This is a genomic window from Peptoclostridium litorale DSM 5388, from assembly GCF_900141635.1.
In the GTDB taxonomy this organism is placed as follows: domain Bacteria; phylum Bacillota; class Clostridia; order Peptostreptococcales; family Peptostreptococcaceae; genus Peptoclostridium; species Peptoclostridium litorale.
On the sequence record NZ_FSRH01000001.1, the window covers coordinates 187,164 to 202,252 of the forward strand.

Annotated in this window: 15 protein-coding genes and 1 riboswitch; of the genes, 2 read left to right on the forward strand and 13 right to left on the reverse strand. The window is 41.2% G+C overall.

What is annotated here, in order from left to right; translation table 11 throughout:
• Position 1 precedes the first annotated feature (1 nt).
• From BUQ87_RS00815 to BUQ87_RS00825, 3 genes are read right to left on the reverse strand one after another with little or no spacing between them, the layout of a single operon-like run.
• Entirely contained in the window at positions 2 to 817 is an 816-nt protein-coding gene (locus BUQ87_RS00815) for an aminotransferase class IV (protein ID WP_038261077.1), read from the reverse strand.
• Positions 818 to 832: 15 nt separating this feature from the next.
• Positions 833 to 2,206 (reverse strand): aminodeoxychorismate synthase component I, encoded by a 1,374-nt coding sequence (gene pabB / locus BUQ87_RS00820; RefSeq protein ID WP_408635086.1) that lies wholly within the window; start codon positions 2,204 to 2,206, stop codon positions 833 to 835.
• A 2-nt stretch (positions 2,207 to 2,208) separates the two neighbouring features.
• Positions 2,209 to 2,799 (reverse strand): anthranilate synthase component II, encoded by a 591-nt coding sequence (locus tag BUQ87_RS00825; protein ID WP_038261075.1) that lies wholly within the window; start codon positions 2,797 to 2,799, stop codon positions 2,209 to 2,211.
• 273 nt (positions 2,800 to 3,072) lie between these two features.
• On the opposite strand from BUQ87_RS00825, the gene hgcA reads away from it, so the two are divergent.
• Positions 3,073 to 4,230 carry a mercury methylation corrinoid protein HgcA gene (gene hgcA, locus BUQ87_RS00830; protein WP_252989044.1) on the forward strand — a complete coding sequence of 386 codons (1,158 nt, stop codon included), beginning with the start codon at positions 3,073 to 3,075 and terminating at the stop codon, positions 4,228 to 4,230.
• A 12-nt stretch (positions 4,231 to 4,242) separates the two neighbouring features.
• Positions 4,243 to 4,452, forward strand: a complete 210-nt coding sequence (locus BUQ87_RS00835) for a 4Fe-4S binding protein (protein WP_038261074.1) — start codon at positions 4,243 to 4,245, stop codon at positions 4,450 to 4,452.
• A gap of 193 nt (positions 4,453 to 4,645) precedes the next feature.
• Here BUQ87_RS00835 and BUQ87_RS00840 read toward each other — a convergent pair whose 3' ends face one another.
• The 10 genes from BUQ87_RS00840 to BUQ87_RS00880 all read right to left on the reverse strand — a co-directional run bounded on the left by BUQ87_RS00840 (position 4,646) and on the right by BUQ87_RS00880 (position 14,983).
• Complete coding sequence (locus BUQ87_RS00840; RefSeq protein WP_038261073.1) at positions 4,646 to 5,050, reverse strand: hypothetical protein; 405 nt, start codon at positions 5,048 to 5,050, stop codon at positions 4,646 to 4,648.
• Positions 5,040 to 5,417, reverse strand: coding sequence for a cytochrome b5 domain-containing protein (locus BUQ87_RS15490; RefSeq protein ID WP_242943749.1), 378 nt, complete (start codon positions 5,415 to 5,417; stop codon positions 5,040 to 5,042). The genes BUQ87_RS00840 and BUQ87_RS15490 overlap by 11 nt, the downstream gene beginning before the upstream one ends.
• 137 nt (positions 5,418 to 5,554) lie before the next feature.
• Positions 5,555 to 7,387 (reverse strand): putative bifunctional diguanylate cyclase/phosphodiesterase, encoded by a 1,833-nt coding sequence (locus tag BUQ87_RS00850; protein ID WP_077216440.1) that lies wholly within the window; start codon positions 7,385 to 7,387, stop codon positions 5,555 to 5,557.
• A 157-nt stretch (positions 7,388 to 7,544) separates the two neighbouring features.
• Positions 7,545 to 7,826 carry an STAS domain-containing protein gene (locus BUQ87_RS00855; protein ID WP_038261072.1) on the reverse strand — a complete coding sequence of 94 codons (282 nt, stop codon included), beginning with the start codon at positions 7,824 to 7,826 and terminating at the stop codon, positions 7,545 to 7,547.
• Complete coding sequence (locus BUQ87_RS00860; RefSeq protein ID WP_242943750.1) at positions 7,826 to 9,799, reverse strand: methyl-accepting chemotaxis protein; 1,974 nt, start codon at positions 9,797 to 9,799, stop codon at positions 7,826 to 7,828. The genes BUQ87_RS00855 and BUQ87_RS00860 overlap by 1 nt, the downstream gene beginning before the upstream one ends.
• Before the next feature lie 57 nt (positions 9,800 to 9,856).
• The gene (locus BUQ87_RS00865) at positions 9,857 to 10,216 is read right to left on the reverse strand and encodes an ATP-binding protein (protein WP_074210011.1); all 360 of its coding nucleotides are present in this window, start codon (positions 10,214 to 10,216) and stop codon (positions 9,857 to 9,859) included.
• 60 nt (positions 10,217 to 10,276) lie between these two features.
• Positions 10,277 to 12,175, reverse strand: a complete 1,899-nt coding sequence (locus BUQ87_RS00870; protein WP_052635848.1) for a SpoIIE family protein phosphatase — start codon at positions 12,173 to 12,175, stop codon at positions 10,277 to 10,279.
• A gap of 215 nt (positions 12,176 to 12,390) precedes the next feature.
• A riboswitch (cyclic di-GMP riboswitch) is annotated at positions 12,391 to 12,476 on the reverse strand.
• A gap of 229 nt (positions 12,477 to 12,705) precedes the next feature.
• Positions 12,706 to 12,849: a hypothetical protein gene (locus BUQ87_RS15090; RefSeq protein ID WP_159434244.1), complete on the reverse strand. Its 144-nt coding sequence runs from the start codon at positions 12,847 to 12,849 to the stop codon at positions 12,706 to 12,708.
• A gap of 185 nt (positions 12,850 to 13,034) precedes the next feature.
• Complete coding sequence (locus tag BUQ87_RS00875) at positions 13,035 to 13,661, reverse strand: DUF3793 family protein (RefSeq protein WP_052635847.1); 627 nt, start codon at positions 13,659 to 13,661, stop codon at positions 13,035 to 13,037.
• Between the two features lie 275 nt (positions 13,662 to 13,936).
• Positions 13,937 to 14,983 carry an FAD:protein FMN transferase gene (locus BUQ87_RS00880; protein ID WP_038261070.1) on the reverse strand — a complete coding sequence of 349 codons (1,047 nt, stop codon included), beginning with the start codon at positions 14,981 to 14,983 and terminating at the stop codon, positions 13,937 to 13,939.
• Between the last annotated feature and the right edge of the window lie 106 nt (positions 14,984 to 15,089).

Consider the following 15,089-nt stretch of genomic DNA (forward strand, 5'->3'; position numbering starts at 1 on the left):
TTTAATCGGCATAGTATTTACGCCTGTACATATCAATGAGACTGTTTGTAAACTCCATGTCACATATACTGAACGTCCTGTCTTCAAACCTATTTACAGGCATTATGTCCATTAGTGAATTGGTTATGAATATTTCATCTGCACCTTCCATATCCTCAATTCCAAAGCCGCCTTCCATAATCTCAATTCCTTCCGCAGCGCAAAGCTCTATTACCTTTTCCCTAGCTATTCCCGGCAATATCCCGCAATTTATCGAAGGCGTATACATGCGGCCTTCCTTGACCCAGAATATATTGGATATACAGCCCTCGCATATATCCCCCCTTGTGTTCAAAAATATGGCCTCTTCAAAACCAAGCCCTGCAGCCCTTTCCTTTTGGATTATGTTTTCGGCATAGTTCATGCTCTTTACAGTGCAGAGCTTTGAGTATTCATTCCTCCTTGAGTCTGCAAGGCAGATCCCGAATCCTCTTTCATATTCATCTACATATACTTTCTTTCCCGTGTATATGATAATGTCAGCAGACCCTCCCCTGCCCTTGAAGCTCATTATCTTTAAAAATCCGTCTTCCACTACATTCTCACGCATTAGCTTTTCACAAATATCACAAAACCCCTGCAAGTCCAAGTCGGCTTGTATGTTTAAGAAGTCCAGCCCCTTCATAAGCCTGTCATAGTGCTCCTTCAAAAATACAGCCCTTCCCCTGCATACCTTTATTGTTTCAAATACTCCATATCCGTACATGAATCCCGGAGAAAACGGGCTTATAAAAGCTCTGCCTTCATCCGTGAATTCGCCATTTATAAAAACTTTCATACCCTTCACCTAGACCTAGACCTGCGCGTCAAGTGCGTTTATGAGTGCCCTTGCCTTGTGAAGGGTCTCCTCGTATTCCATCTGCGCATCAGAATCCCATACTATTCCTCCGCCAACCTGGAAAAACGCCCTGTCGCCCTTTTGGACTATTGTCCTTATGACTATGTTAAGATCTGCGTCTCCATTGAATCCTATATAACCTATAGATCCCGTGTATATGTTCCTTTGGGTAGGCTCCAGCTCGTCTATTACCTGCATCGACCTTATTTTGGGTGCTCCGGTGATGGACCCTCCCGGAAATGCCGCCTTTATGCAGTCCACCGTGTGAACATCTCCGTCGAGCTCCCCTACAACAGTGGATACCAAATGGTATACTGTTGGATACTCTTCAAGGTGGAAAAGCTCAGTTACCTTCACGCTTCCAGTTTTGCACACCCTTCCAAGATCGTTCCTTTCAAGATCCACTATCATGAGAAGCTCAGACTTGTCCTTTTCGCTTCCCAAAAGCTCATTTTTGTTCGCCTCGTCCTCAGCAGGAGTATTTCCCCTTGGCCTTGTGCCCTTTATTGGCCTCGTCTCGACCCTGCCGTCTCTGATTTGAATGAATCTTTCAGGAGAGCTGCTCACTATGTGGCCGCTTCCAAAATCCATATAGCACGCAAAGGGTGCGGGGTTTATGGTTCTGAGCCTGAAATACAGCTCGTACGGAGAGTATTTTGTTTCACACTCGAATCTTTGTGTCATGTTGGCCTGGTATATGTCTCCCGACCTTATATAGTCCTTTATCTTGTTTATGGCCTCTTTATAGTCTTCCTTTTCAAAGTTTGACTGTAGCTTTACTTTTTCACCGGCATTGTTCATCTCAAAATGTGGCAGCTCTGGCTTTCCATTTTTTATAACCTCTTCGGCCGCTTCCACCCATGCCTTAGCATCTGAAAACAGTCCCGGAGACGCAGCATACACCTCTTTATTAAGATGGTCTATTGCAATCACCCCGTCGTATATTCCAAAAAAGCAGTCCGGTATGTGCACATCGTCAACAGCCGTCCTTGGAAGATCTTCAACATGGTGGCACATGTCATATCCCAAATACCCTACGGCCCCGCCTATGAACGGGAGGACGCAGTCACAATTCGATTCATATAGCTTCATAAGCCTTTTGAGTTCGTCAAATGGATTTGCCTCATAAGTTTTTACAATTCCATTTTCCTCTATCTCGACATTTCCGTCCTTGCTCTTGAATGTTATCTCAGGGTCAAATCCTATAAATGAATACCTTCCAAGCTTTAGAGGATCCATTGCGCTGTCAAGAAAAAAACAATATTTCCTCTCCCTGAAGAGCGAAAAAATCTCAAAACTCGAAAGGCTGGTGTATATCTTCTTTATGATCATTAGGCTTTACCCTCCTTGTGCTTTTTTGCCCTCAGCAGGAAATTCTTAAGCATGTCCATGCCGTGCTGAGTTAGTATTGCCTCAGGGTGGAACTGGACTCCCTCCAAAAGGTATTCCCTGTGCAAAAATCCCATGACTTCCCCCTCATTCGTCCAAGCTGTGATTTCAAGGCAGTCCGGTATGCTCTCCCTCTCCACTATAAGAGAGTGGTATCTCGTAACGTCTACAGGGTTTTTAAGCCCTTCGAACACTCCCTTGTCAATGTGGTTCACAGGATGAACCTTGCCGTGTACAGGTTCTATCGCCTTTACTATATTTGCTCCAAATACCGTTCCTATTGTCTGGTGCCCAAGGCATATCCCAAGTATGGGTATAACCCCCTTGAACCTTTTTACAGCCTCAATGCTTATGCCGGCCTCTTTAGGCGTGCGCGGTCCCGGTGATATAACAATCATATCCGGATTCATTTTTTCAATTTCAGATATTTCAATACAGTCATTCCTCTTTACAACGACGCTTTCGCCAAGCTGGCCGAGATACTGTACCAGATTGTAAGTGAAAGAATCATAATTGTCTATCATAAGTATCATCAAATGCACCTCTTTACAATTTTAGAATGAATAAAAATGATTTTCATTATTCATTTTTCTGATTTTTTCATTATATCACACATGTGCTTTTTTTTCATACACTGCTTTTTGCAGCGTTTCCAATGTGTAAGACATTGATAAAATTATCGCACGTACAATATAATCACATGTTCATATACGCTGTGTTTTCTGGTATAATGTGAGTAAATTGATAAAAATTTCATCCTTATTCTTAGCAAGAACTAATATAAAATAACCCAGGAGATGATTTAATTGGCAGAAATATATAATGACAAATCCTGCTGAGTTGTCGACCCAAATCAATCCAGTTTGGATCGAAAATACAGGTACATGCCCCCTCTGCAGTGCTTGGATGTCTTTGATGAAAGTGAATATGCCAACATGTTCGATGGCGAGGTCAGCACCTGTGAAGGTCCTGTAAAAAGGCTTAGAACTATTCTATCCTCAAAGGACCGCTTGGGAAGCCTCCTTGTGCGGCTTGGCATAAACAGAAAAAGCTACAAGTTCCCCCCCGGACTTTATGCCATTGGAAACCCCGACGAAAACTCACCTGCTTTAGTCACTGCAAACTACAAGCTTACAGTCGATACGGTGAGAAGTAATATCGGGGGAATTGACTCCTGGCTGCTTGTAATAAACACAAGTGGCGTAAATGTATGGTGCGCTGCCGGAAAAGGCTCTTTTGGAAGCGATGAGATCATATACCGAATAAAAGCCACAGGGCTTTACAAAATTTCAAAATCCAAGCTTCTCGTGCTCCCTCAGCTTGGAGCCCCTGGAGTCAATCCACAAAAAATATCCAAATATACAAGGTTTAAAACAATATACGGCCCAGTCAGGGCAGGTGACATAAAGAGCTTTTTTGAAAACGAATTCAAAGCATCCGCCGGTATGAGGAGGGTTACCTTCTCACTTTCTGAAAGGATGATACTCTCTCCTGTGGAGGTCATGCTTTCAGCAAAATACATGCTTGCCTTTTTGTTCATGTTCACATTGCTCAACTATGTAGACAATTCTACTTTGGGGCTGACTGAATACATTAATAATGTATGGCTGAATACATCCGCCTACGTATTTGCGATTCTTACCGCCTGCATACTCTTTCCCGCTCTTTTGCCCGTGCTTCCGTTTCGGAGCTTTTCTGCAAAAGGCGGCGTGCTTGGAAGCCTGTATTCGGCAGCGGCTTTGAGCTTTCCCGGCGCATTCATGTACTCAGGTTCCATGCTTTCAAATATAGGGCATTTCATGTGCATGACCTGTGTTATAGGTTTTTTTTCCCTTAATTTCACGGGATCCACGAATTTCACTTCTCTTTCGGGGGTTCAAAAGGAGACTCTCTGGAGCGCCCCTGTATTTGCTATATGCTTTATAACAGGCATAATGTGCCTTTTCATAGAAAGACTTGTTTAGCGGGGTGTTATAATGAAATATATTAAAGACGTTGTTACATTAAGACTGGATGAAGGAAAATGCATAGGCTGCGGTATGTGCGATATCGTGTGTCCTCACGGAGTATTCGAGGTCATTCACGGCAAGGCTGTTATAAAATCCACTGACAGCTGCATCGAATGCGGTGCATGTTCAATGAACTGTCCCGTGGATGCCATATCCGTAAACGTAGGAGTCGGCTGAGCTTATGCTGTGCTTAAAAGCATTTTCGCCGGTGGCGATAATTCTGGCTCTTGCTGTTAGAGGACATGTTTAAAACTGTTAAACGTAAAATAAAATCCCCTCGGATTATAAATTCTCCGAGGGGATTTTTCATTAGTATTTCCAATGTGAATTTGCAACACTTTGAATATGCATTGGAAAATATGCCTTCCGCTCACCTAAAAAGTCCCGCTTTCATTTTAAGCACGTGAAACGCGGCGGCTGCGACAAGTATAATGGCCAGTGCCCTGTGGAATTTTAACCAGTTTTTTATATTGTACCTCGGACCTGCCCAGCCCCAAAATGCAGTCATAAGTATAAATGTCCATGCAATATAGCCTGAATGAAGTCTTATCCCGCCAGCCATGGCATATCCGTGCACAATGCCCGTTATTAGAAGCAGTCTTCCTGAATATGGGTGCACTTTCTTGAGCAGCTTCGCAGCTTTTTTAAGTGTCTCACTCTTGTTTTTGAAAAAATACCTGTTTAACCGCCTGATAGCATACATCGCAATCTGTATGGTCAAAAGGCTGACATTCACCCATCCCAAAAGCCTTAAGACGTCATATCTACTCAGCAATCCTGCCCACTACCTTGAGCCCTTCGAGCTTTGAATCGCCATGAGGCGCTTCCTTAAGCTGCTGGGTTATGTCCTGCCCTGCCGATACGCCGCTGTGCATTCCATCTTTCCAGCCAGGATGGTCTGTAACGTCGTATACGACTCCGTCAACTGCGATATATGCCGGATTTCCTTCCTTGCCGTTATACTGGGAAAGCTCCTGCAATGTGACTTCCATTGATTCTTCCAAATCTTCATCCGCCTGTTTTTGGCCCTCATCCTGCACCTCTTCTTGCGGCTGCTCAGGCTGTTCTTGAGCTGTACAACCTACCAGAAGTGCAATTCCTAAAAACATCGAAAAAATAGCTGCCGACAATCTCTTTTTCATGGATATCACCCTTTCAAAATGAATTTTAAAGCATACGTTACGTCCATCTAATTAATATCTAGATACCCATTTTGCATTTCAAAGCACTATTTTTTGCCAATTTTCAGTTGCCACAATTAGCCATTATTAAACATAGACTATATTACCTTATGATTCCCTACAACCCTGCCTTCTAATATCCGCCTTATTTTCCCAGCCGGCAGAGGCTTGCTGAAAAGATATCCCTGTGCCAAATTGCAATTGTTTTTCTTCAAAAATATTGCCTGCTCTTTGTTTTCCACACCTTCAGCTATTATGTTCATATTTAAATTCATTCCCATATCTATAATTGTCTTTATAATTGAAACTGCATTTTCATCAACCTGTATTCCGTCAATGAAAGACTTGTCGATTTTTAAATTGTCTATAGGCAGATATCTTAGTAGACTTAAAGACGAATAACCTGTGCCAAAATCATCCATGGACAATTTTACTCCCATTTCCCTCAGTTCGCTTAACACCCCATGTAAATACTCACTGTTTTGCATTATGCTTTCAGTCATTTCCAGTTCAAGATACCGTGAATCCAGCCTGGTCTCCGTAAGCACCTTTTTTATCCCTTTTATAAAGTCCCTGTGCTGGAATTGCTTTACTGAGACATTTACAGCCATGTTGACATTAGGCAGTCCCGCTTCCTGCCATTCCTTGTTTTGCTTGCACGCTGTCTTCAAAACCCATTTGCCAATATCTACAATAATGCCTGTTTCTTCTGCTACGGGAATAAATTCTGCCGGGGATATGAGCCCGAACTCAGGATGTCTCCAGCGGATTAGCGCTTCAACTCCTACAATTTCACTAGTCTCCAAGTTGAATTGCGGCTGATATTGTAAGAAAAATTCATCGTTCGCCAGTGCTGTCCTTAATCCATTTGCCAGCATCATCTTTTTCCCGACCCTTTTGCCTTGATCCGGAGTATACAGCTGATAATGGTTCCTTCCCCTTTCTTTTGCAAAATGCATGGCTGTATCGGCACATTTGACCAACGTGTCTATGTCACTTCCATGCATAGGGTATACGCTTATCCCTATGCTGGCCGACAGGAAAATCTCACAATCCTCTACTTTGACCGGGTGAGACATTTCTTCGAGAATACATTCGGCGATTTTTGACGCTCTTTCCCTCCCAACATCTTTCAGCATGATAATAAATTCATCGCCACCATACCTGGAAAGAAAGCCATATTCACACAAACATCTATTCAATTTTCTCGAGACATTCTGCAATACAACGTCTCCAGTTGAATGACCCATAGTATCATTTATCATCTTAAAAAAGTCCAAGTCAAAAAAAATCACGCTTATGTTTTGATCACTATCTCCATAACCAGCCAAAATCTCATTAAACTTGTCATATAACATGTTTCTGTTGGGCAGGCTCGTCAAGACATCATAATAGGCCAGATATTCATTTTTTTCCTCAGAACTTTTTAAATCAGTAATATCAGACAACACTCCGTTTATTTTAATAACATTGCCACAAGAATCCATGTTTGGAGTGCTTCTATCCTTTATCCAGCAAACTTCGCCATCTCCTTTTATTATGCGGTATACTGTGGTCACCGATTTTCCCGAATACAATTGTCCAAGCTTTTCTTCGATTAAGAGCTTGTCTTTTGGGTGGACCAGGCTCCTCCAGTACCGTGGGTTTTCCCGAAATTTTTGTCGAGGCACTCCAAATATTTTTTCAATTCCAGCCGACACCATCGCAACATTTTCATCAACATCAAATGACCACAGTGCGACATCTATATTATCGAATATTTGTTGAAGCTCCTTTTCATTTTCACTTGCTTTTTGTGAGTAAAACTGTAGTTCGTCATAGTTTTTGCCTAAGAACCAAACAAGCGCAATTAAGATAGGCAGCAGCATCTTTTCAATCGTATCTATATATCCAAATTTATTATAGTAGTAAATAAGAAATATCGATTCCATAATCAGGAATACCAGTGCCAAGCATATTCTCCCCTTGTATTTCAAAGTGTTCGCCACCCTCTATTCTCAATATATTTTAAAATTCATTTGTATCCCCCGATACATAATAACGACCATACTTCTCTTTCTGCATGATTTTGATACCGCCTCTTGTCACCTATGCCTGAATGTCAAACACCTTGTCCAGCCTTGTAAGCTCGAATACCCTCATAACCTGCGAACTTATGGATTTCAATTTCAATGTTCCCCCCAGCTTAACACACTTCTTATGAATTCCAACAAGCACTCCAAGACCTGTGCTGTCGATAAACACGCACCTGCTGAAATCGAATAAAAACTGCTTTTCCCCTCCATCAAACATGCCATTTATCTCCTGTCTGAACGCATCCGCCTCTTCCACTGAAAAGTTCTCAGGGACATTAATTTTTAACTCTGCCATTAGTTATCACCTCGAACAATAAATTTTTTTACAAGACTGTTGAGTTCATTCGCCATGGCGCTTGTCTCTTCTGAAGCCGCAGCAAAATTTTGTATTATTGAAGACTGCTCTTCTGAAGCCAAAGCTACCTGCTGGCTGTTTCCCATTGTAGTCTCAGTGATAGTTGCAACAGCGTCGATAAGCTGTATTATCTGCTCCGAGCTTGCAACCTCGTTATTCGTGACATCTACTATTTGGTCTATGCCTTCTGCTATATTTTCAACCGCATCTATGATCTTAATGAAAGACTCGTCAGTTTCCCTTGCAACAACCACTCCGTTTGTAACCGCCTTTTCACTGTCACCCATAGACCTTGATGCCCTGTCTATCTGCACTACCATTTCGCTTACCAGTGAAGATATTTCATTTGCCTCGACACTAGTCTGCTCCGAAAGCTGCCTTACTTCGTCCGCAACTACTGTAAATCCCCTTCCGTGCTCCCCTGCCCTTGCCGCCTCAATGGCTGCATTCAGCGCCAGCAGGTTCGTCTGGTTTGATATATTATTTATTGTGTTTATTATGCCGCTTACCTTCTTGGAGATTTCATCCAACACATTGAATGCTCTGGCCGTTTCATTTGAAACCCTGCTTATGTTCTCAATGGCTTCGACAGTCGTTTTCAGCTTGTCCCTGCCCACCTGAGCCGCTTCCACTGTATGCTGGGAATAATCCTTTGCCTTGAATGCCCTACTTTGGGCTATTTGGATCAGGCTCGAAAGCTGCACGAGCACTTCTGACGTTTCAACTATTGAGCTGTTCTGGCTCTCCGCATTTGTGGCAACCTCCTGTATGTTTGCCGCAATTTGCTGGGTCGAAGCAGTTATCTCTTCTGCTGATGCGGCTATTTCCTCTGATGAAGCCGTCAGTTCAGCCGAACCGCTTCTTACATGGCCGATTATTTTAGACTGGCTTTCAATCATACTGTTGAAATACTCTCCCAACGTCTGTATTTCGTCCTTTGTCTTTATATTTGAGCTTACAGTCAAGTCTCCATTTCCCGCTTTGATCATGAGGTCCTCCAGCTCGGCAATTGGCTTTATTATTCTACTATTTGTGATTAAATAGGCCAAAAAGAGTGCAACAATAAGCGATGACATGGATATTGCAATTGTATCTTTTTTGATTTTGTATGCCGGCGCCATGTATTCATCGTAGTCGGCCACTATGGCTACGCTCCACTCGCCTGCAGGGTGAAAGCATACGAATTTTCTAACACCTTGATATGTATAAAAGCCTTCTCCGATTTCCCCCTGCTTCATTTTCTCCACTAAAGCACTTAGTTCATAATTGTCTGTATTACTCACGTTCTCACTGAGCACCTTTTCAGAGTCCGGATGCTGCACAATCAGCCCGCTTTTATCCAGCATGTATGCGTATCCGTTTTCTCCTATCTTTATTTCGGATATATTCCTTGATATGTTTTCAAATGAGACTGTTCCATGTATTGACCCTACGACTCTGCCCTCAAGTACAAGTGGATGTGCAATTGCAATTACAGGTTTTCCCGAAATCTTCGAAAAAATGACATCACTTTCTGACGCATTGCCCCCGAGGGCGCTTTTTATATAGTCCCTGTCGCTAAGGTCTATATTCAGATTCTCGTCTTTGCTGCTCATCACAGTCATTCCGAGAGAATTTACAATTACGATGTCGTCCAGCAGTCCGTCATTTTCTCTCCTGACGCTTGATATGTATTCAAATGCCTCATTGTTTAGGCCGCTTTCCCCCGCAGCCGCCCTTGCCAGGACCTGGTTATAGCTTAAAAGCTGAATATATCCCTTTACTGAATCCACCTCTCCCACTATGGAATCAGATGCATCCATGACAATCTGGCCCAGTTCTTCCTCTTTGATGCTTTGCACGGAATTTGCTGCCAGGTTGTATGAAGTGATCCCCAAAGCTATAAGCGGGACAGATATAAATACTAAAAACATAAGCGTCAATTTCGTTTTAATGCTCATCTTCATATCATCATTCCTTTCAAAAAAGTATTATAGACTGCTATTAGATTTCATTTTTTTTTTCATGATCAGGCACTTGTTGCTTATACTGATTTCATCTGCAATGCAGTTTATCAAAAAAAGCCCCCTTCCAGATTCGTTGAGCAGATTTTCATCTGAATGGCAGTCTGGAATTGAAATCTCTTCGACTTCAAAATTCGAATCCTTTACTGTAAACTCCACGCTCTCACCGTCACACAAGTACTCTATATGTATTGGCCTGTCCTTGTCGCCTCTGTTCCCGTGATTGAACGTATTCACCATCGCTTCTGTAAGCATGAGCTTTATGTCGAAATAGTCTTCAAATGCGCCTATTTCACTAATAATATTGTCTATCACTTCAGCGCACATACTTAGACCATATAGCACATACTCATTTGATTTTTTCCCTATCACCCTAAATTTGTCACCTCACTTAATATCAAATGCAATAAACGTGCAGTCGTCCTTTAAACCTTCACTGCCATTTGAACAATTGCGTATACTGTCAGTTATATAGCTTTTCAATTCAGCAATGGACAAGCTATTTAGCATTTCCTCCATGCATTTGTCATCTTCTATGAATTCCATTCCGTCGGTGAAGAAATAAAACCTGTCGCCGCTTTTAAAATGAATAGACTGCTGGTCAAACTCGCTGTTTTCAAACATTCCCAGAAAAGGCCCTTTGACAGTTTTTTCTTCATATTTATTTTTCGCACTTTTATGCATGAACTGGCTTATTCCGGCGCCCGCCACATTTGCTACGCCTTTTTCAAAATCCAGACTGAAGCAGCAAGCCGCAATATATGTCTCTTCGTCAAGCCTGCAAAGCCTTTCATTCAAATCACGCACCACATCAATGGGACTGATGCATTTTGCTGTGGATTCATGATACATGACATTGAACGCCAGATTTTTAAGCGCCGCTGTAACACCTTTCCCGCTGACATCCCATATCACTCCCAGCACAAGGCCTTCATCTACGGCTTTTAAGTAATAGCCGTCACCGCTGACCGCATGCGCGGCTGCATAGACGACTTCCATATCGGCCTTGCCAGGCAGTGGGAATACCCTCTGTAGGGATTTTTTCTGCATTGAGGCTGCCTTGCCAATCCCCGTGCCCTTCAATATCTTCTTCATTTTCGACGTTTCCCTAGCCATGACGCCGACCTCGTCGCTCCTGTTGGCAAACACCTTCAGAGTATTGTTTGTTTTGAAGTCAAAGCCAGCTGTGTTTTCAATTATATTAGTTATCTTTATTATGGGCTCTGAAAGGGACTTTGAAATTCGAAATGCAATTTTGACAATTATTAAAACAGACAGGATTGTAGCCAGCAATATGAACATCATGTGTATTTTCAGCTGCATGTACGCCTCGCTCATTGGAGCCGTGCAGCCTAGTATCCACCCATTGCTCATATGGGAATAGCCAAGGATCTTATTTTCCCCCATAAGAACATATCTTGCCGTTCCCGAGGGCACGCTCAGTGCCTCTTGCACCTGATCTGTAGTATTTCCGCTGTATACGGACATTATGCTGTCCTCATGACTGAATTCAGGGTGAACCAAAAAGTGAAGGTCCTGATCCATCAAAAATGCATATCCGTTGTCGAATACCTTCAGTTCCTCGATTGACCTTCTCATCAAGTCAATGCTTATGTCTATCCCTACAACCCCAACCAAAATGCCTTCTTTGAACACAGGTTCGGTGTAAGATATTATGGTCTCATCAATTTCAGGCTCTTCGTAGGGCTTACTCCACACGCCTTTTCTCTCCATTACGGGACTATAGTACCACCTCATATTTTCATTTTCCGGATAAAAGCTCTCTATGTATGGATGCTCTGGATCTGGATCTGAATCCATCTGTTGCAGTAAACCGTTTCCCGCTAAATCGGCATACCAAATCTCGTGGACTCTGCCTGTGAGCTTTGGGTTGATGGTAAAGTATACTGCTTCAACGCCGCTTTTTATGTCTATTCCCTTCTGGGCATTTATATCGTCGGCCACTGTCTTTATCAGCATATCCATTTCTCTTTCATACTGCTCTATGTACGCATTTGGATGTTCGTTGAACTGTTTTGGCTCAAATCCATTGTCAAGACAGTATTTCATAACTTTCACTGACTGTTCAACGGATCTCAAGTCGGAGTCGAATTTGTTGGCGTAGTTCTGGGAAATCAAAGCCATCTTTTCGCTTATCTCTTTTTCAAAAGAGCAGTAGTGCGACAAAATCATCATAATGCTTATCAGCAGTGCTGTGATAACAGCGCAGACAACCATTGCTGCCGTCATTTTGGTTCTTATGCTTTTTCCAAAGTATTCTTCCATAGCCACTTCCCATATCGCTCAATATTTTCATATGCTTTTTTAATATCTAATTAAAAAACTATATTTCATTTTTATTTAATCAGCCTCCACTTTTCACCCTTAAAATTACAAAAAATTAACCATCGCCGAGCTCATTTATACAAGCCCTCGATGGTCATAGGATTTATCTAGCTAATTAATCTAATTAGTACACTACAGTTTATACAGATATTAGATTAAGCAACCTGGCAATCATAGAAACAAATTCCTTAGACCCATGGCTTTGCGTCCTTGCCTTTCAACAAGTTTGCCCATTTATTTAGTTGTATAATTATGTAGGCCCAGTTCCGGCCCATACGCCTAATCCATCCCCAGGTGCATAGGACTATTGTACCTTTTTATTAGTCATATTATATCATATTCAGAATTTATTTACTAGTAATCTCATGCATACAATAGCATGCGTTTACAATGGAAATAACAAAAAAGCGGGGTTTTCCCCGCTAAATCGAAAAAAATAATAACTATAAGAAATAAAATAACTATAATTGCTATTTCGACTCCATATTTTTGATCAGCTGTATGAGCTCATCAAGCTTTGACTCTATTCTCTGCATCTGCCTTTCCTTTTCAGACTCGCTTTGGCTTACAGAAGATGTCTGCATGCAGTCAAACACTACATCCTTATGATACAACTCGTCCCCTCCTCTCATGAAGTAAACGTTCAAGAATCGAACTTCTGTCTCTAAATACATCATGAATTTAAAACAAATATCTCATGTCTATTATAGTATTATTTAGCAATAATTTGTAGTATATAAAAAATTAAATATGGAATAAAAATATCCGAAAAAACCCCTTGGCAGACTTGCCAAAGGGGTTAGCTATTATAAACCAATTTTGAATTTTGCACGAGAAGTTCTCTCGGGGAATTTTGTTCAAGCATTTTCATAAACCACAGTTTCGCACTGTTGAAGTTCGCAAATACCTCATCTGATTTCTTTGGATCTCCGTAAACTCTCCACCCTGCCATCTTTGTGAATTTGAGTTTTGGGTTTCCCATAAATCCCATTACATCCTTAAGCGGGTATCCGAAAAATATTCCCATTTCATGGGCATCTATGCACTCTCTCATTTTTTCTATTAGATGTCCCAGATATGCATCCATGGTGTAATTCAGCGGATATCCGTGTGATTTCAAAAATCTTTGATTCTTTTGATCACTCAAAACATAGTCAAGTGTATTTTCATTGTAAAATAGTATCTTCGTACTCTTGTCGCTACATTCAAATATGTCGTAAGAAATTTTGCTGCATCTTGAAAAATAGTGATGTATCTTTTCTATCTTTTCATCCTTAAGCTTGTCCGATGGGGAAATGCTAAAAAGATGTATAGGTTTAACTCCTGCTATTACAGGGCCTAAGTTTGAAACGAATGCTCTTACAAAAAAATCCTCACTGCTCTTAAAGCAAGTTGAACAATTTAAACCGCATGATTTTGTTTCCAAACAATCCCCTCCCTTTGCACAACCAGTAAACATTTTCACAAGAGAACGATAACTATTCTCATTTATATATTACCATACATATCGATATCTGTAAATCTTTTTATAATTTCTTTCTCTTATTCTCAAACTCCTTCAAATTGCGTTTTTCATTTGACTAATCTATTAATTCATTATATTTTCTGGCCTAAGCCAGCCTCTTCTTGCAATTTCTTTTTTTCAAAACGCACAAAAGCTGCCTTTTCAATAGGCAGCTTTCATGCAGTATATATATTTAATTATTCGACTATTTCAAACTGCTCATCCGTAAGTGAAAATATGTCCTTAATGCCTGATGTAATATATATCTTATTTTCCTTTGTGATAAATACCGCATCCGCACCTTCATACCCTTCAACAAGCTTCAAACCTTCGCTCACTCCGCTTGAGAATGCCGCAGTAGAGAGCGCATCGGCATCTATAGACTTGTCTGCAACTATTGAAACTCCTGCAAGCTCATTGTCAACCGGATATCCCGTACCGGGATCGAGTATATGGTGATACCTTATCCCCTCTTCTTCAAAAAACCTTTCATATATTCCCGATGTTACTACAGTTTTGTCACTTATGCTTACTATTCCCAGATAGTCACCTCTTTTAGAAAATGGATTCTGTATTCCTATATTCCAACTGCTCCCATCAAGTTTTTTCCCGTGGGCAAATATGTTTCCCCCTATATTTACTATGGCCCTTTCTATTCCATTCTCCCTCAGAAGGCTTACTATCTCATCCGCCGCATATCCCTTGGCTATTCCCCCAAGGTCAAGCATCATACCCTCTTTCTTAAGCTTTATGCTTTTTTGCAAATGGTCTATTTCCACATTTTTATAGCCCACAAGAGGTCTTTTAAGCTCAATTTCATATGCAGATGGAATCCTTGCACTTTCAGTCCCTATGTTCCAAAGCTTTACAAATGGACCTATGCTTATGTCAAACTTTCCATCTGAAATATTTGAAAATTCAACTCCCTTTTTTATTACAATGTACGTATCATCAGAGACCCTCACAAATTCCTTTCCCGCATTTTCATTTATGCTCATGACCTCGCTGCCGTCGCTATTTATGGTCATTTTGTTTTCTATATCCCTTAGCCTTTGGAATACCTTTTGAAATATTTCATCAGAATGATCTCCATAGATTTGGACTGTCACGGTAGTCCCCAGTACAAACTGGGTCTTTGATTCCGGCTTTTCGTTGACAGCTCCAGGTATATTTTCACATCCGGATAACATAAATAGATTGACTATTAATAGTATCAGAACTAATACAGTTTTTTTTATATTCATATGACTCCCCCATTTTATTTTAAGTTCCAACTATAAGTTTAATGCAATATCAGTATTATGTAAATTATAAAACTCATTCTGTCATCTTAAAAACCTATATTCTCAA